General features: G+C 46.4%; 19 protein-coding genes. 1 reads left to right on the top strand and 18 read right to left on the bottom strand.

What is annotated here, in order from left to right:
* Positions 1 to 23: 23 nt before the first annotated feature.
* The 6 genes from B7360_RS12615 to B7360_RS12590 form a co-directional block, all read right to left on the bottom strand.
* Positions 24 to 755, bottom strand: a complete 732-nt coding sequence (locus B7360_RS12615) for a DUF3726 domain-containing protein (protein WP_085343646.1) — start codon at positions 753 to 755, stop codon at positions 24 to 26.
* On the bottom strand, positions 752 to 2,488 hold the full coding sequence (locus tag B7360_RS12610) for a hypothetical protein (RefSeq protein WP_085343645.1): 1,737 nt from the start codon (positions 2,486 to 2,488) through the stop codon (positions 752 to 754). The genes B7360_RS12615 and B7360_RS12610 overlap by 4 nt, the downstream gene beginning before the upstream one ends.
* 101 nt (positions 2,489 to 2,589) lie before the next feature.
* Positions 2,590 to 4,191 carry a BCCT family transporter gene (locus B7360_RS12605; RefSeq protein WP_085343644.1) on the bottom strand — a complete coding sequence of 534 codons (1,602 nt, stop codon included), beginning with the start codon at positions 4,189 to 4,191 and terminating at the stop codon, positions 2,590 to 2,592.
* Between the two features lie 109 nt (positions 4,192 to 4,300).
* The gene (locus tag B7360_RS12600; protein ID WP_006742451.1) at positions 4,301 to 5,290 is read right to left on the bottom strand and encodes a membrane dipeptidase; all 990 of its coding nucleotides are present in this window, start codon (positions 5,288 to 5,290) and stop codon (positions 4,301 to 4,303) included.
* A gap of 69 nt (positions 5,291 to 5,359) precedes the next feature.
* Complete coding sequence (locus B7360_RS12595) at positions 5,360 to 6,820, bottom strand: aldehyde dehydrogenase family protein (protein WP_053349978.1); 1,461 nt, start codon at positions 6,818 to 6,820, stop codon at positions 5,360 to 5,362.
* A 72-nt stretch (positions 6,821 to 6,892) separates the two neighbouring features.
* Entirely contained in the window at positions 6,893 to 7,291 is a 399-nt protein-coding gene (locus B7360_RS12590; RefSeq protein WP_005375789.1) for a RidA family protein, read from the bottom strand.
* A gap of 155 nt (positions 7,292 to 7,446) precedes the next feature.
* Here B7360_RS12590 and B7360_RS12585 point away from each other — a divergent pair, with 155 nt between their 5' ends.
* A complete protein-coding gene (locus B7360_RS12585; RefSeq protein ID WP_085343643.1) occupies positions 7,447 to 8,337 on the top strand; it encodes a LysR family transcriptional regulator in 891 nt (296 codons plus the stop codon).
* Between the two features lie 105 nt (positions 8,338 to 8,442).
* Here the strand turns inward: B7360_RS12585 and B7360_RS12580 are convergent, their stop codons facing one another.
* The 12 genes from B7360_RS12580 to B7360_RS12525 form a co-directional block, all read right to left on the bottom strand.
* Positions 8,443 to 9,828 (bottom strand): FAD-binding oxidoreductase, encoded by a 1,386-nt coding sequence (locus B7360_RS12580; RefSeq protein WP_085343642.1) that lies wholly within the window; start codon positions 9,826 to 9,828, stop codon positions 8,443 to 8,445.
* 527 nt (positions 9,829 to 10,355) lie between these two features.
* Positions 10,356 to 11,459, bottom strand: coding sequence for an NADH:flavin oxidoreductase (locus B7360_RS12575; protein ID WP_085343641.1), 1,104 nt, complete (start codon positions 11,457 to 11,459; stop codon positions 10,356 to 10,358).
* A 217-nt stretch (positions 11,460 to 11,676) separates the two neighbouring features.
* On the bottom strand, positions 11,677 to 12,090 hold the full coding sequence (locus B7360_RS12570; RefSeq protein ID WP_254048122.1) for a hypothetical protein: 414 nt from the start codon (positions 12,088 to 12,090) through the stop codon (positions 11,677 to 11,679).
* A 123-nt stretch (positions 12,091 to 12,213) separates the two neighbouring features.
* Positions 12,214 to 13,134 (bottom strand): heme o synthase, encoded by a 921-nt coding sequence (gene cyoE, locus B7360_RS12565; protein WP_085343639.1) that lies wholly within the window; start codon positions 13,132 to 13,134, stop codon positions 12,214 to 12,216.
* The gene (gene cyoD, locus B7360_RS12560) at positions 13,095 to 13,406 is read right to left on the bottom strand and encodes a cytochrome o ubiquinol oxidase subunit IV (RefSeq protein WP_012842490.1); all 312 of its coding nucleotides are present in this window, start codon (positions 13,404 to 13,406) and stop codon (positions 13,095 to 13,097) included. Before cyoD ends, cyoE begins: the two co-directional genes overlap by 40 nt.
* On the bottom strand, positions 13,406 to 14,008 hold the full coding sequence (gene cyoC, locus B7360_RS12555; RefSeq protein WP_005375782.1) for a cytochrome o ubiquinol oxidase subunit III: 603 nt from the start codon (positions 14,006 to 14,008) through the stop codon (positions 13,406 to 13,408). Before cyoC ends, cyoD begins: the two co-directional genes overlap by 1 nt.
* On the bottom strand, positions 13,998 to 16,034 hold the full coding sequence (cyoB, locus tag B7360_RS12550) for a cytochrome o ubiquinol oxidase subunit I (protein ID WP_005375781.1): 2,037 nt from the start codon (positions 16,032 to 16,034) through the stop codon (positions 13,998 to 14,000). The genes cyoC and cyoB overlap by 11 nt, the downstream gene beginning before the upstream one ends.
* Positions 16,035 to 16,039: 5 nt before the next feature.
* Complete coding sequence (gene cyoA, locus B7360_RS12545) at positions 16,040 to 16,921, bottom strand: ubiquinol oxidase subunit II (protein WP_005388604.1); 882 nt, start codon at positions 16,919 to 16,921, stop codon at positions 16,040 to 16,042.
* Between the two features lie 789 nt (positions 16,922 to 17,710).
* A complete protein-coding gene (locus B7360_RS12540; protein WP_005390975.1) occupies positions 17,711 to 18,469 on the bottom strand; it encodes an SDR family oxidoreductase in 759 nt (252 codons plus the stop codon).
* A 110-nt stretch (positions 18,470 to 18,579) separates the two neighbouring features.
* A complete protein-coding gene (gene mmsB, locus B7360_RS12535; RefSeq protein WP_005390978.1) occupies positions 18,580 to 19,485 on the bottom strand; it encodes a 3-hydroxyisobutyrate dehydrogenase in 906 nt (301 codons plus the stop codon).
* Positions 19,486 to 19,496: 11 nt separating this feature from the next.
* On the bottom strand, positions 19,497 to 20,636 hold the full coding sequence (locus tag B7360_RS12530) for an enoyl-CoA hydratase/isomerase family protein (protein ID WP_085343638.1): 1,140 nt from the start codon (positions 20,634 to 20,636) through the stop codon (positions 19,497 to 19,499).
* Between the two features lie 8 nt (positions 20,637 to 20,644).
* Complete coding sequence (locus tag B7360_RS12525; RefSeq protein WP_006742441.1) at positions 20,645 to 21,430, bottom strand: enoyl-CoA hydratase; 786 nt, start codon at positions 21,428 to 21,430, stop codon at positions 20,645 to 20,647.
* Positions 21,431 to 21,460 lie beyond the last annotated feature (30 nt).

Here is a 21,460-nt window from a genome sequence, read left to right as displayed (position 1 = left end):
TGGAATCACCGTCCCTTCAGAGCTTAAACCACACCACCAGCGCCCTGCATGGAACGCTCACTATTCTCCACTAGCAATGCAGTTGCGGTTTGTTTCAATGTTTCCCACTCTTGGTCTTCGACAAAAATACCATTTTGCCAAGAGGCTTGTTGCGTGTTGCTTAACTCATCGCCTTCAATGTGAATGGTGTATCCCTGTGCGCTTTTCTCGATATCGAAATCGTTCACAGAGAGTTCGATAACCATACTATGCAAATTCGTATCATGCCCATCAAACTGATCCGAGAAAAAGACTTCTGGCGCGATTCGTCCACGGTTTAACACATAAAGCGTTCGTTTTGGACTAGAGCCATTGACCCATTGTGCACGGCACGCGATGCCTTTTGCAGAGAGCTTCAACAACTCACTAAAACCTAGCCAACGGTTATGGCACTGTTTCAATGTGATATTAATCGACTTGCTGTTGATCATTTTCTCAAGTGCGAAATCCAACACGGCGGGTAAGTGGCACGCCACACTGCCATTGTGCAAATCCATCTCGATACTCGATGGCGTGCTGTTGGTCACCGATACGGCGCAGTCCGAATCTAACCCAAGAAACAGGCTGGCGTTATTAAAGTGACGCACCCCGTGCAAGCCAACCATTTGCAAGTCCGCCACCATGTTCGCAATGACATCCGCCTCACCACAGTGACGGCGCATGCCAAGAAATGCCTTATTAACCGCGGCCACCAATTCGTTGTGAGAGACGATCATAATGCAAATCCTCCGTTGATTTTTTGATTGTCACTTTGCGCAATTTCTTCTCGTTCCGGCATGCTCGGGAAAATCCATGTGTCCGCCAGTTTAGGATCGTGAATTTCATCTAACAGCGGCGCACCTTGGAAGAAAGTAACTCGAACCCAACGATCCGAGCGCGGATCAAACTTAGTCGCACCAAAGATCGCCAACTTACAACGCAATAAGTGCATTGGCAGTGCATCTTGGCGTAGCACGTTCATTTGAATATCACCCATTGCTCGATTGCCTAACGTCCATACGCGACGTGTGATCGAACGGTAAGTCGGTTTTTGCAATAGAAACTCTGCTACGGACATTTCTTCATCACAACCAAGCAAGGCGTGGTACAAGCGATTCACTTGTCTGCCGATATCAAGCGGCAGCTCTTTTTCTTCTCCTGCCTCTTCCCCACGAACACCAAGCCTTGGTTCTTCTTTGTCTTGTGAACGATACCAGAACCAGTAGTTGTTCTCGGCTAGTGAGTAATCCGCATCAATCGCCCAGCGGTATTTGCTTTGCAACACCTCAAGTAAATCTTGGATCTTTTTCCCGCCCGGAATAGATAACGTTTCATCCGTATTCATTTGGCTGGCAAATTCGTCCACTAAAGATGGGTAGAGCTCGATCAAGCAAGAGGTGAGGATTTCTTGGGCTTCCACACTCATTGTTTTCTTTTGCTCGACCAAACTCGCCCAGTTCGGATGTGATGCCATTAACGTTGTTAGCTCCGATAGCAGTTGTTTGATGTCTGCTGTCGCTTGATGATTGAGCCTGTCTTGATGTTCATTGATGGTGATGACTTGCTCTAAATGACGCTGCGCTTTTTGTAGTAATCCTTGCAAAGGAGCATGGAATGAAGCTTCACACGGCATCGCAAAGACTCGCGCTACCGCACGTTCGCGAGAGGTCATCCATTGGTCAACGATGCACGGGTGATTAATCAAGTATGGAGCCATGCCCAAGCCAGTAGCATTGCCGACACCAAGGTAGCGCTGCAAGCCACGATGCAAAGCCACCGCGTTGTCGCCTCCTTGCTGAAGTGCTAGGTAGTGCACCCAATCCAGGCTGAATTCACGCAACATATATACGGCACACATTTGCGCACTAAAAGACTGGCTGAAATCTGGGTTATTCTCTAACAGTTTGAAATCGGCGATACCAAACTTTCCGTTACCATAAACAGCTGTGGTGCGCAGGATATAACCCACTTCCGCCAGCTCTTTTGGCTCGGGCTGCTTGCCTTGAGAAAGCGCGCTAACAATGTGCTCAAACACGCGCACGCTTTTGTTTGCGCGAGCCAGAACAAGTACGTTGTTTGGATTGCGTCCCGCTTCTTGCAGCGGTACATTTGCTCGCAATCTTTCCAACAAAGTAACATCAACATCGCCTTGAACCAGTGCGAATGTGACGTCCCACTTTTCAGCAATGACGCGGTCATTACGCTCGTCATCAGCAATTTCATCACAGAAAACCACCAAATGATAAACGTGCTCTGGCGTGGTCAACTTGTAAATAACGTGACCATAACCACGTGGACAAAGTTGCCACTCATGCTTGGTTACTTGCCAGTTTTGGCTTGCCATATTACGAATCAGACTACGAACAAAGCTGATTCGGTTTTGGTGCATTGCGCCAAGCCTTTCGGCTGCCATGACAATCGCTGCATCGCGCATAGTTGCTTCCGTATAAGTAGAACGATGTGCATCCATTTTGCTCACCACCTATTTGTTATTGTAAGAATACTAGGGTTTGTGCGGATGCAGGAGGAAAACACCCGCACAAGCTCCACGTTGTTTGAATTAGATAATTGTTATAGTCCTTGCTCTTTCGCCATTTTGATTGCGATTTGCGGTGCATTCCAAAGTGACGGCAACAGAATCAGCGAAACCGGAACCGCGGTAATTACAATGAAAGATTGCAGTGCAGAGATGCCGCCAGAGCCAAGCGAAATCAGGATCAGAGCTGTCACACCCATCATTACGCCCCAGAAGGTACGGATGATCGCATTCGGCTCCGTTTCACCACTGATCACGACACTGATTGTGTAGGTCATTGAGTCGCCCGTCGTGACGATGAAGATCGTGGTTAAAACCAGAAATAGAATTGAAGTCAGCATTGGCATTGGTAGTTGCTGAGTCACCGCAAGCAAAGCACCTGGCAAGTTAAAGCCTTCAAACGCCGCACTCACACTACCCGGCTCAGCAATTTCAAACGCAAGGCCAGAGCCGCCTACAATCGTGAACCAAAAACAGGTGGTGAGCGGAGCCACAATACTGATGGTTGAAATAACTTGGCGAATAGTGCGACCACGGGAAATACGCGCAATAAAGATTGCCATCATCGGACCATAACCAAGGAACCAGCCCCAGAAAAATACTGTCCACCAGCTTAGCCAACCTTCATCACCGCGGTAGGTCGCCATTGGGATAAAGTTATCCAGCATGCTTCCGACACCTTGAATGTATCCGTTAAAGATAAAATTCGTAGGGCCAAAAAACAGGATGTAAACCATCAATGCCATTGCCAGAATCACGTTGTAACGACTAAGCAGTTGCATGCCTCGGCTTAATCCACTGAGTGCAGACAAGGTGTAAAGCGCAATCGCAAACAAAATGATAATAAGCTGAGTGGTAAAGCCATCAGGAATATCAAACAGCGCATTTAACGCGTAGCTAACCTGCAAGCCTAGAAACCCAATTGGCCCGATGGTGCCCGCGGCTACCGCGATAATGCAGCATGCGTCAATCAATGCACCGAGTTGGCCTTTAAGTGCTCGTTCGCCCAACACTGGATAAAGTAAAATACGGGGTTTTAGCGGTAAGCCTTTGTCGTAATGCAGGTGCATCACCACGATGGAAGTTAAGCTACCGACAATCGCCCAAGCCAGAAAGCCCCAGTGCATAAAGGATTGCGACAACGCATTCACCGCACCTTGCTGCGGGTTATCTTGCGCGCCGTATAAAGGGGGTGGGCTAACATAGTGTGCTATAGGCTCAGCCGCGGCCCAGAAAACACCACCACCAGCCAATAAGGTACAGAAAATAATCGCCATCCAGCGGAAAGAATCCATTTCTGGTTTAGCAATCCCGCCCAACATCACCTTGCCTGTTCGCCCTGCAGCCAAGCCAAGACCAATAAGAAAAGTGAGAAGCAGCAGTAACTGCCAGTAAGGACCAAACACCTGCACAGCCCAGCCAAAGCCGGCGTTAACGATCGTAGATAATAGCTCGCCGTCATAAAGTGCAATAGCAACGAACAACGCGATAAAACCACCGCTATACCAAAAGGCCGGGTTATTCAGTCCTAATTTGTCCGTCGTGTTTTCTGTTGTTGATGTGTTGTGTGTTGCTTTTGACTTGTCCGATGACACGCTCATCGTGGAAGCTTTCATGCTATTGGTTAAATCAGACATACTCTGGCTCCAGAGGTTCTTTGCAGCTGCCAAAGACTGGCTACAAATGTGAGTTTTACGCCTGCCGTATTGTTGTTATGTAGGCAGGCGGTTCCTAATTTTGGGTGTACTATGAAATAGGCTCTAATCCTTCTTTGAGGAAGTTAAACCAGTTTTCACCCAATATTTTTCCTGCCTCAGATTCACTGAATCCGTGACGCATTAATCCGTTGTAGATGTTCTCCATCCCTGCACTGCCGCAGAACCATGGCAGCGCATCTGGCCATCCCGAGTTACTTGCCGAACCTTCGCCGTAATCCATCGCTTTTGACCAACGACCGTTGCGCATCCACTCCAACACTTGTTGCGGCTGGTTTAAGCACAAATCGCTACCGATACCTAAATGGTCAACGCCAAACATGTCTGCGGTTTTCGCAACCATCTGGCAGAAATCATCCAGCGTGCACTGGCTGCCATTTGGCAAATGGAACGGATATAAACTGAATCCAATCAAACCGCCGCGCTCCGTCAGTGCTTTGATCACGGTGTTGGACTTGTTACGCAGTGCGTCATGCGCAAATGTCGGGTTAGCATGGCTGATACAAATTGGACGCGAAGAGAGCTCGATAGCTTCCAACGTTGAACGCTCCGCGCTGTGGGACATATCAATGATCATCCCGACTCGGTTCATCTCTTCAATCGCTTGCTTACCAAAGCGAGTTACGCCGGAATCGTTTTGTTCGTAACAACCTGTCGCCAGTAAGCTTTGGTTGTTGTAGGTCAGTTGCATGATCAGCAGACCTTGGCGGCGCATCACTTCAATCAGGCCAATTTCATCATCGATTGGTGAGCAATTTTGCGCGCCGAAGAAGATGCCGACTTTGCCTTCTGCTTTGGCTTTTTCTACATCTGCCATTGAATAAATAGGCATGATGAGGTCCGCATTTTGCTCGAAGCGCAAGTTCCACTCAGCAAAACGCGTTAAGGTTTCGCGCGCAGTTTCGTGGTAGACGATGGTGGCATGAACGGCGGTAATGCCACTCGCCTTAAGCGTTTGGAAATACTCTCGATCCCAATTGCAGTACTGCAATCCGTCAATCACAATCCGTTGTTGGTACATAACCACTCCTTAAACAATTTCTTAGCCTTTCAGTGCGGGTAACTGACACCATCAGCTACCCTGCTGTTCTTAGTAAGGGCGCTGATAAGCGGTTTTCACCACGGTGTAGAACTCTTTGGCATACTGACCTTGCTCACGAGGACCAAAGCTAGATTCTTTACGACCACCAAATGGGACGTGATAATCTGTACCCGCAGTTGGCAAGTTAACCATGACGCAGCCCGTTTGGACTTGCTGTTTGAAGATCGCGCTATTGCGCAGGCTTTGCGTGATAATGCCGCCTGTCAGGCCAAAGCGCGTATCGTTCGCGACCGCAATTGCCTCATCCAGATCAGAAACGCGAATCACGCTTGCCATTGGTGCAAAGACTTCTTCTTGGTTCACTTCCCAGCTGTTTTGTGTGTTCAAGAACAGGGTTGGTGACATGTAGTACCCGTCATGCTCTAGGCTCAGACGCTCGCCACCGAAAGCCAGCTCTGCGCCCGCTTGGCGAGCGTTTTCGATCCATTCAAAGTTCGCATTCAGCTGGTTACCATCAACAACAGGACCCATGAATACGCCCTCTTCCAGTGCGTGACCCACTTTAAGTTCGCTCATGCGTTTGATTAGCGCTTCAACATACGCGTCGTGAATTCCGTCCATAACCACAAGACGAGAAGACGCGGTGCACTTTTGACCCGCACCCGAGAATGAGCCTGCGATTGTGGCTTCAACGGCAATTTGAATGTCTGCATCATCTGCCACTACGAGCGCATTTTTGCTGCCCATCTCTAGCTGACAACGCACAAAGTTTGGTGCCGTTGCCGCCGCTACTTTACGGCCTGTGTCCACAGAGCCAGTGAAGCTCACGCCGTTCACATCTTTCGAATTGATAAGGGTATTACCAACTTGCGAACCGCTACCCAAAACGAGGTTAAACGTGCCAGCAGGTAAACCTTGGCGATGGATAATCTCAGTCAGTGCAACGGCACTTGCTGGAGTTAGGTTGGCAGGCTTCCAGACGACACTGTTGCCAAACGCAAGTGCTGGCGCGATTTTCCAAGCCGCTGTTGCTGTTGGGAAGTTCCAAGGAGAGATAATGGCGATAACGCCGACGGCTTCGCGAGTAACTTCAACGGAGACACCTGGACGGACGGAAGCAGCGTTATCGCCAATTTGACGCAGTACCTCAGCAGCAAAGTATTGGAAGAATTGGCCAGCACGGTAAATCTCACCTCGACCTTCAGCAAATGGCTTACCTTCTTCACGCGAAAGCAAGGTACCCAATTCGTCACATCGTGCAATGAGCTCATCACCAATCGCTTGCAGCACTGCTTGTTTGCGCTCGATTGGTGTTTTTTCCCACTCTGGCTGCGCTGATTTAGCCGCTTGAATCGCTTGCTCTACTTGCGACACACTCGCTTGTGCGAAATCGCCTATGTTTTCGCTGATATCAGAAGGGTTAATATTGGCGATGGTGTCCATGCCCGATTGCCATTCACCTGCTATGTAGAGGGATTTTTCTGCTTGAACATTGTTAATAAAAGTCATGGTTCTTTCCTTGTTCTTCCGATTTGTGATGGCAAGCCACCCACTCACTGATCTCAATTATTCTTGTTGGATTTATTCTGGTTGGCTTGCCGACGCGTAGACGACAAACTCCACCAACATTTCTTCTCGTGCTAACCCTGCAACCACCATGGCGGCGCGATTTGGGTACGGCGCTTCAAAATATTCCGCGTACACTTGGTTAACGGTTTTTAAGTATTCTCTGTCGGTCACGTAAATCAGGACCTGCAATACAGAGTCCAAAGACTCCCCTGCACACTCCAGGGTGTGAATGAGATTGTTAAAGGTTTGACGTGTTTGTGCTTCGATGCCGCCTTCCACAACCGCGCCTGTGTCATCAATAGGAATTTGAGCCGTATACAGGGTTCCGTTGTTGACTATCGCCCATTCAAGCGGCGCTTTAGAAGCAAATAGACTGGTTTTAACTGGGTGTTTTTTAGTAGGAGTATTCACGTGCCTTTCAACCTTTGTAACAGCTTTGTTTCAATATAGTTAAATGATGCACATTGACAGGCGATAAATCTAACGGTAAATTTTTTACATTTGATAAATAAAACTTATCACCTCATTGAGAATAACGTAAATAAAGGGATTAAGAGGCATTAGGGATGAGTATTAAGCTTCAACAATTAATGCATTTTGTGATGGTAGTCGAGGAAGGTGGGTTTCGAGCCGCTTCACATCGTGCAAATCGATCTCAGGCTGCGCTCTCCACGTCGATAAAAGAGCTAGAGAAAATGCTAGGACAAACGCTGTTTGAGCCCGGCAACAAAACCAAATTAACGCCTTTTGGTGAGATTTGTTTGCCCAAGGTGGTTCAGTTTCTCAATATCTACAGTGCGCTGGACAACGATCTCAAAGCTGCCGCGGCCGGACAGCAAGGGAGAGTGCGAATTGCGAGCGTTCCTTCTGTTGCAGCGAAACTCATCCCGAGCGTGTTGGCTGCCTTCTGCGAACAGTATCCAAATGTAGAAGTAAGCTTGATCGACGATAACGCGGCAGGTGTCGAGGCTCGCTTACTCTCTGGTGAAGTCGACTTGGCGCTCGGTAACCCCTCTCACCTTGATGAGGGCGGCATTGACTTTACACCGCTGTTGTCCGACCCCATTGGCGTGGTGTGTTTAAAAGATAACCTGATTGCCAATAAAACAGAGGGAATCGAGTGGCAAACTTTGCTCGAACAACCTTTTATTCGTAACGGCACCTGTACGCTTCTCGATCCAACCCCAGCCAGAGCACTGAGTGAGCAAGCGCTCTATTCGGTCGAGAATATCACTTCGCTGTTTTCTGTCTTAGAACTTGGGATTGGTGTCACGACCCTACCGAAGCTTGCTTTCCCAACCAATGAAACACGCTTGGTTTGGATCCCACTTATCGATCCACCGCTTGAAAGGCAAATTGGTATCTTTACGTTGACCGACCGCACGATCTCGCCTCAAGCAAAAGCGTTTCATGATTTGTGTGTACGTTATCTAAACTATCAAGATGAAGAGACGTAGTTCGAAGGTTTTAGCTAACAGTGGCTCCATTAGATTTTAGAGCCACTGTTATTTGATATTAAGTGACAGATCCGGTCATATGAAATGACGACGCTCTTATTGCACTTATTCTGGCTTGATATTCTGATTCATTCTGAACAAGTTATTTGGATCAAACTTCTTCTTCACTGCTTGTAAACGCGCAAAGGTTGGACCGTAGGCAGACTCTGTACGTTCAGCTTCGTCTTGTGTAAGGAAATTGATATACGCTCCGCCACTTGCATAGGGCTTAGTCTTGGCAAAAAATTCCCTTGCCCAGCTGATGCAAGCTTCATCATCTTCTGCTAAATCCCATCTTCCATGTACATTTAATACATAGTTTGCATCACGGCTAGAATAAGCCATAGACTCGGGCTCAGGTCTAGAGGCAGCGCAGCCAAGAGAGGCGATAAAAATCTCACACTGAGGCGATGGTAACTTACCTGCGTATTCTATCGCTGCATCAATCACACCTTCGCTTAGCGAGTTAAAATTGTGCGATTTCCAATAGTTACGTGCGCCCGGAGTAAGCAATGGATCAAACGCTTGCTGCCACGCCGCAAATGGCTGTACACCAACGTGCTCACCATGTGCATCACCAAACTCTCTCAACGGTGCAATTAACTTCTCACCTTCAGCCGGGTCACCCGCATAACATATCGCGAGTACAACCACTTCTTTTCCGTGAACGCTTTCAGGTAAGAATGGGAGTGGCGGCGCTTTCCGACTCACCATCCAGACACTTAGATCATCAGGGGCCGACTCAGTGAATTTCGCAAACTGGGTGATAATGGATTTCGCTTGCTCAAATGGAAAGACAATGAGACCACTTAACACCTCTGGACCGACAGGATGTAGCTGGAATTCAAAACGCGTAACGATACCAAAGTTACCGCCGCCCCCACGTAACGCCCAGAACAAATCGGCATTTTCTGTCTCATTCGCGAGCAGTTGACGACCATCTGCAGTTACGACATTTGCAGAGACCAAGTTGTCTATCGTCATACCATATTTTCGGCTCAACCAACCAAAACCACCACCAAGCGTTAACCCCGCAATTCCCGTGGTTGAATTAATGCCGACAGGCGTTGCTAATCCATATTTTTGTGTGGCCTCATCGACATCAGCCAACGTACAGCCAGGTTCAACGAAAGCCCTTCTTTCGCTTTCATCCACTTGAACATGATTCAAAAGCGACAAGTCGATCATCACACCATGATCGCAAACCGCATTGCCCGCAATATTATGCCCACCACCTCGGACCGAAAGTAGCTGATTGTTATCCCGAGCAAAGTTAACCGCCATCACGACATCATCGGCAGACTTGCAGCGAGCGATAACACCGGGACTGCGATCTATCATGCCATTCCAGATTTGACGAACTTCGTCGTACGTAGGATCTCCGGGCAAAACAACATCACCCTGAAATTGATTTTTGAAGTGTTCAATGGTTGCATTTTCTAGACTATTCATATTAGTTGCCTCTCACGTTTTACATGAGGCTTGCAAAGCACAATGCAACGACAAGCTAATACAAGTCCCTCACAATTAAACGTGACGTTTGAGTAGCTATTTTCAGCAAATAAACAAGGCCCCACAGTAACGATACCGCAGGGTCACAAATTCCCTTACTCTCTTGGGTTCGATAAAGCTGAAACACAGTTATAAAAATCAGATAGTTATCGCAATGATACCGCACCTCAAAGCACCTTCTGTATTCTTTACCCTGCGTGACACTCGCACCTAATTATTAATAAGTTCATTGTAAGTTTAGAATGCAATTTAGTTTCAGATATGAAACTTTGTCTTATAATTAATATTTTTAATAATTAATTATATTACCTTTATTTATCAATTAAATAGGATTATAAAAATATTTCGGACTGCGAATAGTGAATAGCCGTTAGAGGCAGTGATATTGAATTAAATAGAATAGCCTTCTTAGTATTTTAGAAGACTATTGCATTATTAATCAGTGACATACCGTCACTTAAGGTGGGTTATTTACGACGATTTCGATTCTTATACACTACGCAAAAGTTACCACGTTTGGTACGGCACTTTGAGCAACGTTCGCAATCCACTGGCGCTCGATTACCCTCTTTCCAGCGCTTTATTAACTGAGGCTCAGCCAATAAAGGACGTGACACAGCGAAAAATTGGATATCTGTGTTTTCTGCAATTTTCTCAATCGCATCAATGTCACTCAATCCGCCGACAGTAATCACCGGTATGTTAACGTCCTGACTGATCACGTGCCCATATTCGTGAAAGTAACCTTCTTCTTGTAGTGTATAACCATCGAACGTTTCACCAACAAGTTCGTTTGCTTTGCCGTGAACATTGCCAGATACGATGATCGCATCAACGCCTACTTCTTCAAGTTTCTTACAGACGACGCGAGTTTCATCGAACGTTAAACCGCCGTCAAAGAACTCTGTTGCCGTCAGTTTAACGAGGATGGGAAATTCGCTCCCAACCAGCTTTCTGGTTTCAGAAAAAATTTCTAAAAGGACACGCATGCGATTTTCTAAGCCACCACCGTATTCGTCTTCGCGACGATTATAGTACGGGCTTAAAAACTGGTTAATTAAATAAGTGTGCGCCGCATGAATCTCTACGCCGTCAAAACCAGCGTCTTGAGCACGTTTACTCGCCAATGCGAATGCCTTTACGATGTAGTCGATTTCGTCCTTAGTCATCACTTTGCCTTGCGTATTCGTGCCACGCTCAGGCACGTCACTCGGAGCGAAGATGACACGCTCACCGACGTTGTAGGTGGTTTTGGTTCCACCGTAAGCAATTTGCATTACGATTTTAGAATCGTGTTGATGTACTAGCTCTGTTAGCTTTTTGTATTCTTCAATAAAAGAGTCGTTGTAGATCCCCATCATCCCAGCGTTGGGTTTCTCTTCTTCCACGATATTGGCATAACCAGTAACAATTAAACCCACTTCACCTTTCGCCAACTCTTCGTAAATATCGTAAAGCTTATCCGTCATGTGGCCATCTTCGGTCGCCATGTTCTCCCACGTTGCGCTGCGCACAAAACGGTTCTTTAGGGTCATGTTGCCAATGCGGGCTTCGGAAAACAAAATGCTCAAAACCAGTCCTCTTAATGTTGTCTTTATGGTTCTATCTTTTCCCAAGTAACCAAGAACAAAAAAGGAACAGCGATACCCAACGTATGGCTGTTCCTTCTCTGAATCCGTGAGACCTGCAAACTACAGGCGCACCTTAATGCCTCGTGGGTGGCAAAACTTTAATCTGGATTAAGGTTTAGTGAGATAAGCTTGTAAGAAAAGCAACTCGGCCGATTTCTCAGTTTACCTTCACTCTACATTCTGGGGGTAAGATCTTCTCTTTTTCGAATGAGACTTCACAATCCACAAGAACGCTTCCTCCCTCATGTAGATAAAAGTAATCAAGCACGAAAAATACTTTATTATCACGCACTCCATACTCTTCTACAAACACGCCAGCACTCTGGTTGAAATCCAGTTTTTCATTATCTAGAGAAATGGAGGCAACTCGAAATACATCATTTATTTCATAATCTGAACGATTAATTGTATCGACTTCAATCACTGGATTAATCTCCATGTGGTGGATAATAAGCCTGACAAGAATATCTCCAACGCGATAAGTTTCCACGGAGCTAACCGAGGACGGAACTTGGGCTAATACGCATGAAGAAATTGCAACAATTGAAAGAAGAGTAAAACGACGAAACATGAACCAAGACCATAGTAAAAAGGGATAATCATATTATCTCTTTTAGGCATGAATTCGAGTCTAGCAAAGCATGTAGCTCTCAGAATGGGAGCTACATGGAAGTGATATTAAAGAATTTCAAACTCAATAAATAAATGGCAACGGAATAAGCTCTAATCCTAGTACACCACTGATCCCCATCACCACTAGCAGTGAGACTTTAAACACCGACTTTGACCAAGCGATGTAGTTGCTGTCATCAATGCTGCGAAAGGTCACTTTCGTCCACATAAAGCAAACGACCGCCGCAACCGCTAAGTATTCATACCCAGCTTCACCAAGTAAAAATAATCCCAACGATACTGCGCCAAACGCCACGACATACGCTTTCATGTGTCGATGCGCTTTATGAATGCCCTCTTTAACTGGTAATACGGGAATCCCGGCTTCTCGGTAGTCTTGCATGCGGAACATGGCAATCGCGTACGAGTGCGGCATTTGCCAGAGACAGAACATGGTAAAGAGTAAAATCGCTTCCAAGCTAATAAAGTTTGTTACCGCTAAATAACCCACTAATGGCGGGACTGCACCTGAAATACTTCCCACTAAGGTTCCATACACCGAGTTACGTTTGTACCACATCGTGTAAAAGAACACGTAATACACGTAGCCAAGCAACACGACGACAGCGGATAGTGGGTTCACTCGGATAAATAACAGTGCGGTTCCTACCAGCAATAAAGCAAGTGCATAAACAAACGCAATATCGATATTGATGTTGCCTTTCACTGTTTCACGATTTTGTGTACGTGCCATCTTTTGGTCGATATCACGATCAAAAATATTATTCACCACACAACCTGAAGCGATGACTAACCCCACACCAACTAACGTTGTAACGAACAACATTAGACTGGCTGGTTCTGTTTTTGCGGCGAGGAAGAACCCCGCCGCAACAGAAATCAGGTTGCCGAAAATAATGCCCGGTTTGGTGATAGACAAATAACTTTTCAGCATACCTTGGCCTACAACTTCATGTTGACGTTCATGTTGTAGATGATCCATACCGAGCCAGCGATAAGGATAAGTACAACAATGGCGGTAAACATCAGTGATACAAGGTTCCAACGTCCGTCGGATGTTTTTGTTTCCATGTGCAAGAAGTATTTGAAGTGAACAAATATCTGCACTAATGCACATCCAAATAGAATCGCATAGGTCGTTGTATCTGGTAATGATTTCGTCCAAACAAAGTAGAACGGAATTACCGTCAGAATCAGTGAGGCAATAAAGCCTTTCACGTAATCTGACGCACTGGTTTCTACATGTTGATCCATTACATTACCCCCAGTAAGTAAACGATGGTAAAGACACAAATCCAGACGATATCTAGAAAGTGCCAGAATAGGCTTAAGCAGTTAAAGCGCATTGCCATATTGTCGTTCAGACCTTTCGTCGACAGTTGGTGATACGCTACCGCTAACCAAATCAGACCAAAGGTTACGTGCAGGCCGTGCGTACCAACCAACGTAAAGAATGCCGATAGGAATGCACTTGTTTGTGGGCCATAACCTTCTTCAATCAGGTGATGGAACTCATAGACCTCCATACAGATAAAACCAAGACCAAGTGCGAACGTTACTAACATCCAACGTTTGAGACCAGCAACGTTGTTGCGCTTCATCGCGATAATGCCAAAACCAAATGTGATACTGCTAAACAGCAGCAGCATGGTTTCGACAAACACGAATGGGAGTTCGAAAATGTCTTTACCTGTTGGGCCTGCAATTGAATTGCTCGACAGCACAGCGTACGTCGCGAACAAGGTCGCAAACAATACACAGTCACTCATCAGGTAAACCCAGAAGCCAAATAGCTTGTTGCCATTCGTGTCATGGTGGTGATCATGGTCGTGATGTGCTGCGATATTAGTTTGCATACGTCACCTCCAGATCATCTTTACTTTCGCTGTCTTTCACTGAGTTTTTCTTCGCTTCTTCAAGCTGAGCTCGACGCTCGGCCTCAATTGCTTTGATCTCTTCAACTTCCACGTAGTAATCCACGTCATCGTTGTAGCTATGCTGAATACACGTCACGATAATACCGACCAAACTTGCCGCCGCTAGCCACCAGATGTACCAAATCATGCCGAAGCCAAATAGGAGCGACCAAGCCGACACGTAGATGCCTGTTGCCGTGTTTTTTGGCATATGAATACGTTCGTATTCCACTTCTTTAGTTGGATCGAACTCGCCACTTTGTTTCTGGTACCAGAACGCATCCAGCACATCACCTTTTGGCAGGTGCGCAAAGTTGTAGAACGGCGGTGGAGACGATGTTGCCCACTCAAGAGTACGACCACCCCACGGATCACCAGTTAGGTCACGGTTTTGCTCGCGGTCACGGATACTCACGTAAATTTGGATGAACTGAGACAATACGCCCAGCGCGATCACAACCGTACCTGCTGCGGCAATCGACAACAGTGGGAAGTATTCAGGGTTGATGTCTTGGCTTAAACGACGAGTCATCCCCATAAAGCCCAGTGCGTAAAGCGGTAGGAACGCCATTAAGAAACCAATAATCCAAAGATAGAACGCACGTTTGCCCCAAGTTTCATTCATGGTGAAACCTGTCGCTTTCGGGAACCAGTAAGTGATCGCAGCGAAACATCCAAACACCACACCACCGATGATAACGTTGTGGAAGTGAGCGATAAGGAATACTGAGTTATGCAGAACGAAATCTGCGCCCGGAACAGCCATTAGTACGCCCGTCATACCACCAACAGTAAAGGTGATCAGGAAGCCCACTGTCCACATCATTGGCGTCGTAAAGCGGATGCGGCCTTTGTACATGGTGAATAGCCAGTTGAAGATCTTCACCCCTGTTGGGATAGAAATAATCATCGTGGCAATACCGAAGAAGGCATTTACGTTCGCGCCAGATCCCATCGTAAAGAAGTGGTGTAGCCAAACGACAAACGCAAGAATCGTGATAACTACGGTAGCCCAAACTAGCGATGTGTAACCGAACAACTTTTTACGTGAGAAGGTTGCGGTGACCTCTGAGAACACACCAAAAATTGGCAAGATCAAAATGTACACTTCTGGATGGCCCCAAGCCCAAATCAGGTTGACGTACATCATTACGTTGCCGCCAAGATCATTGGTAAAGAAATGCATGCCTAGGTATCTATCCAGCGTTAGCAGAGCGATAGTCACCGTTAGGATTGGGAATGAAATGATGATCAAAATGTTTGCACACAGAGACGCCCAAGTGAAAACTGGCATCTTCATCATTGGCATAGACGGTGTACGCATACGCAAAATGGTCGCGAAGAAGTTCACGCCTGTTAACGTCGTACCGACACCTGATATCTGCAGCGCCCAAATCCAATAGTCGACCCCGACTCCTGGGCTAGCCTCAATACCTGAAAGCGGCGGATACGCCAACCAACCGGTGCGACCAAATTCACCTAAGCCGAGAGACATGTTTGTTAGAATGACACCAACAACAAACAGCCAGAAGCTCAAGTTATTCAGATACGGGAAAGCTACGTCACGCGCACCAATCTGTAATGGCACGATGATGTTCATCAGACCAATAACCAATGGCATCGCCACGAAAAAGATCATGATCACGCCATGGGCAGTAAAAATTTGATCGTAGTGATGCGGTGGCAAGTAACCTGCTTCACCCGCAGAAGAAAGGAGTTGCTGACTACGCATCATGACTGCGTCAGCAAAACCACGAACAAGCATCACCATCGCTACTGCGATGTACATGAAGCCAAGTTTTTTATGGTCTACTGAAGTAAACCATTCATTCCACAAATATTGCCACTTTCCGGCTTTAGTTACCGCGTAAACTACGGCTAAACCAACCAGCGCCACAACCGCTAAGGTGATGACGATAATAGGTTCGTGGAATGGAACTGAATCAAGAGTTAATCTTCCAAACATTACGATTATCCTTGGTTTTCAGGCAAACAGTTCATTGAACCAGGATGCTGAGTCACAACGTCGGTGAACAAGAACGGAGGAACGCTAGAGAACAAAGTGACTGGCTCTGCGATACTTGGCGCTGCCAGTGAGCTGTATTGCTCCCAATCTTCAATACGATCAGGGCTCGCCTTCACTTTCTGCACCCAATTTAGGAACGCAGCACGATCAGACATTGCAGAGGCTGTGAACTTCATTTGCGAAAAGCCTTCGCCGCTGTAGTTCGATGCAAAACCCTTGTAGTCACCTTCATGGTTCGCTATCAGGTTAAGCTTGGTTACCATGCCTGGCATCGCGTAGATCTGTGTACCTAAGCGAGGGATGAAAAACGCGTTCATGATGTTGTCCGAAGTCAGTTTGAACTGCACTGGCACGTCTTTCGGGAACGCCACATAGTTCACCGTCGCAATGTTTTCTTCTGGATAGATGAACAACCATTTCCAATCGAGTGACACCACTTCGATCGTCATTGGTTTAACATCACTTTCCAATGGTTTGGAGGGCTCTAGTTCATGAGTCGAACGCCATGTGATCGTCGCAAGAATCGCAATGATGATGATTGGAATTGTCCATACCACCACTTCGATTTTGGTCGAGTGTGACCACTCGGGAGCGTACTCTTCTTCAGTGTTAGAGGCGCGGTATCGGTAAGCGAAGTAAATCGTCATTAAAATCACAGGGATTACAACGATCAACATCAGCAAAAGAGCAGTAATAATTAGCTCTTTTTCCTGCACACCAATGGCACCTTTGGGGTCAAGTAAAGCTGAATTACATCCTGAGAGCATAAGTATGACGGACGCCAAACTTCCCCTCGACAAGATGCGTTTATATCTTGAGGCTTCCATTAACTTTCTCGATGGTTGTCTGGTTTCAAAGCCAATGCCAATCACAGTAAATAAGAGCTCAGAAACAGCGCAGGGGAATGTTTGATAAAAAGGCAAAAATTTTGATAAGTATTTATTCTACTTACAAATTTTTCAGCGCCGTTATCAAGCATCTTAACCAGCTAGAATGAACAATTACTTGCTACGATTGGTATCAAGCTAAGAACCAGTTGTTATAGTCATTAGAATGTTTATGTGTTGAGCATGAGTAACGTCGGGATCAGAGCGAAACAAAACGGAATTGAGTGGAGATCAAAACCACACTATTAGTGTGAGTTTATTGTTACACTTTGAAACACAATGTTACATTTGGCGCATTATGAGGAGTAAAAAGTTAAAGCTCATTAGCCACAACTGGAAACTAACCTTCCATTAATGAAACTCACACTCTTTCAATAGGACATTAACCTCAACACGAACTTCACGTGCTTCAAAGTTAATGTCTTTTGAAACAGACAGTTGCAAATTCATTTTGATGAGACTGACTATCAACTGCATTTACATAGATAGCTTGAGTACGAAGGGGAAATTAAAAGTGGAAAATTGTGATCAACATCAAATTAATGATTTCACTTAGTATTTGAGTGGTATTTACTTCTCATTATTTACTTTTGGCAAACCATTCGCAGGGCGAATCCAAATATGAGTAATAAACACTTACGTTACCCAGAACTGGCTCTCGGAAAAATAGGAAATGCTGAAAGGGAAAGAAGCTTGTCATTCCGGTCTGTGGGACCTAACCCTAGAGCTTTACATACGAATGCCTCCATCCACTTCTAAAACTCTGCCAGTAAAGTAATCACTCTCAAGAATGTATTTTACTGCATGCGCGATTTCACTTGTTTCACCCATCCTTCCAATTGGGATCATCTTTTCTAGCCGTTCTATGGCTTCTGGTTTCATTTGCTCTGCCATCGCGGTATGTACCACACCTGGTGCAATCGCCGCCGCGCGGATACCGTATCTTGCTAACTCACGGGCCCACGTTGTTGCCATGGTTGCGACCGCCGCTTTAGATGCAGAATAATTGGTTTGACCGATATTCCCTGCTCTCGCGACACTAGAAATATTGATGATAACGCCTTGTGAACCGCTCTCAATCATCTTGACGGCAGCTTCACGCCCACACAAAAATGTCCCCGTAACGTTGACGTTCATGACCAAATTGAATTGATCCAAAGACATCTTACTGATCACGCCGTCTTTTGATTTTACAAGTAACCCATCTCTTAGCACGCCAGCGTTATTGACTAGCCCATTGAGTTGGCCAAAATCTTGGATAACCGCTTCAAACGTGTTTTCAACATCGATTTCGCTCGTTACATCCACTTGATAAGTCAACGCTTTTGCGCTCAGCATTCGGCACTGCTCTTGTGTTTCCATTAAGCCGCTAGCGTTTACATCTAATAACGCTAAATCTGCACCGGCTTGAGCAAGCGTAATTGCCATCATTTGCCCAAGTCCCTGCCCTGCACCTGTAATGGCAATGACACTATTTTTAATATCCATAGTTACTGCACTCCGTCGCTAATAATGTTCCCTATTTCAAGCCTGTTTAGGAGGTCCGAAATGATGAGTTTTACTTCACCATTTCAGACGGCTTTGTAGCAAAACTCAGTCTAGCCCTTCTTACTCTTGTAAAACTCAAACAAGCTTGAGAAGTCGAGCTCGCCGTGGCCGCTCGCGTTGTGGAAAGAATATAAATTACGCGCCAGTGAGCCCATCGGAACCGAAGAGTGTGTTTGTAACGCCGCATCTAACCCCAAACCGAGATCTTTCAACATGAGTTTGCTCATAAAGCCCGGTTGGTAATCGTTGCTGGCTGGTGCACTGTCCATCACGCCAGGGCAAGGGTTGTAAAGCTCCAATGCCCAATTTCGGCCAGAGCTTTGAAGCATGATGTTTGATAACACTTTTGGATCGAGCCCATGATCGATACCTAGATTTAGCGCCTCGCACGTACCAGACATTAAAATGCCAAGCATAAGGTTGTTACAGATTTTCGCCATTTGACCATCGCCCGCTTTACCGGCATGGAAAACATTTTTTCCCATGTACTGCAAAATGGCATTGGCTTTAGAAAACGCTTCATCCGAGCCACCAACAATAAAGGTTAATGTCGCCGCTTTAGCGCCGGCAACACCACCCGAAACGGGCGCGTCGACAAACAGCACGCGTTTATTTGCCGCTTCATTGGCGACTAATCGCGCAGAGTCCGGATCAATGGTTGAACAATCAATCATCAAGGTACTTGGCGAGACAAGATTGAGGACACCTACACCGCCGTGTAAGTCGCCAAGATACACGGAACGAACGTGAGAACCTGCTGGTAGCATCGTGATGACTGTGCTTGCGCCATCCACGACTTCCTCGATAGAGCTCGCCACCACCGCACCAAAAGGTGCAAGTTGCTTTGCCGCTTCGCTATCGACATCGAATACTTGCACATTAAATCCAGACGCTAATAAGTTTTGCGCCATCGGATGCCCCATTCTTCCTAAACCGATAAATGCGATGGTACTCATGATCATTCTCCTTATTGACCTAGTGTTTGTTCACCCAAATCAGCAAGCGGATGTTCGTCATCCGCCCAAAGTGAGGTAAACAAGGTATCGATGACATCTTCATCGACTTCACTGACACTGTTAAACATCCAGTTAGGTTCGCCATCCCGGTCAATAAGCCGAGAACGGACGCCCTCTTTAAACTCACCTAATAAGGCGCTGCGAACCGATAAACTCAGCTCCAAGCGGAAGCAATCTGCAAGCGGTAAGCTGTGGTATTCTTTCACTTGTCTGAAGCAAATATGCGCGGTGATTGGACTGCCCGCGGCGAACGTTTGTTTCGCGTTTTCTATCCACTGACTGTTCCCTTCGATAGCCATGATTCGCTGTGCTATTGCATTAAGATCAAAGCCTTTGCACGCTTCCTCTATCTGATCTAAGTATGGACAAATTTGCGTGGTTGGTTTGCTATCAATAACCTGTTCTTCCATTAATTGTAGTAGCGCAGTTACCAACTCTTTCGCATCTTCTTTGCCCCACTGGAGCCGCTTTAGCTCATCCAGTAAGGTGGGATACTGCTCTTCCAACAGTAACCAATCGGCCAAACCAATAGTGACAGCGTCACTTGAATTCACCATTGAACCTGTCAATCCGAGGAATAAACCCACTTGCGGATCTATCTGGCTTAAAAACCACGTACCTCCCACATCAGGATACAGTCCGATATTGATTTCTGGCATAGCAAGGCGTGATGTTGTTGTCACAACTTTATGGCTGGTTCCCATAAAAAGCCCCATCCCACCACCCATGACAATACCTTCTCCCCAGCCGATAATAGGTTTGTTGTAAGTGTGGATAAGATAGTCACACTCATACTCCAACGAGAAATAGTCCGTACAGAACTCTACGATTTTTTCTTTACTCTCGTTATGCATGACGTGATACATAGCTCGAACATCGCCACCAGCGCAGAATGCTTTTTCTCCAGCGCCGGTTAGTACCACACAAGTCACATGCGGATCATCTTGCCACTTGATAAGCTGATCGTTGAGTTGGACCAACATGTCATACGTCAATGCATTCAATGAAGCGGTGTTGTCTAACGTTGCGATACCAATGCGGTGCACGCCATCTAAGCACTCTATTTCACTGATGGTTACCATCCCTGCCATGTGGCCTCCTATCGGTTTTTCCATTGCGGTGGGCGTTTTTCTAAAAAGGCGCGAACACCCTCAACTTGATCTTCCGTATCAAAAAGATTCAGAAACAACTCTCGCTCTTTCATTAAGCCGTGCTTAAGTGGCGCAGAGCGCATATTTTGAATGAGCGCCTTACATGCGGCGACAGAAGATGGTGACTGGTTCGCAACAGATTCAGCAAGCTCCAACGCTTTACTTAACGCTTCGCCTTTGGGAACCAACTCCTCAGCCAAGCCTAGTTCTTTTGCTTTGTCAGCGCTAACTTGTTCTCCACATAAAATGATGCGCTTTGCCCAGCCTTCTCCTACTAACGCTGTGAGGTTTTGGGTACCGCCAGCGCAGGGCAAAAGTCCGACTTTGGCTTCAGGTAAAGCAAGTACCGCTTGCTCTTCAACTACTCGAATATCACAAGCTAATGCCACTTCTAAACCTCCGCCCATGGCGTAACCATTAATGGCGGCAATGGAAACACCACGGAATTCCGAGAGTGTTTCAAACGCTTCACCAAAGCATCGCGCCATGTCTAACGCAACCGCTTTGTCACCATCAGAAAATAGCTTGAGATCCGCACCAGCAGAGAAAAACTTTTCTCCACTGCCGGTTAAAACCAGTGCGTAGACCTGCTTATCATCGTTAAGTGTGAGTATCAGCGACTTCAGTGCCTTGAGGCTCTCTGCTGTCCACGTATTGGCTGGCGGGTTGTTCATCGTCACCACCGCAACGTGATTAGCGATCGTATGTTGAATGGCTTCTTGGGTTAATGGCATATATGAATCCTTTCTCAATGAACAAATCCA

This window comes from Vibrio sp. ArtGut-C1 (assembly GCF_002105475.1).
Lineage (GTDB): Bacteria > Pseudomonadota > Gammaproteobacteria > Enterobacterales > Vibrionaceae > Vibrio > Vibrio diabolicus.
This window is presented reverse-complemented; position numbering and strand designations above follow the sequence as displayed.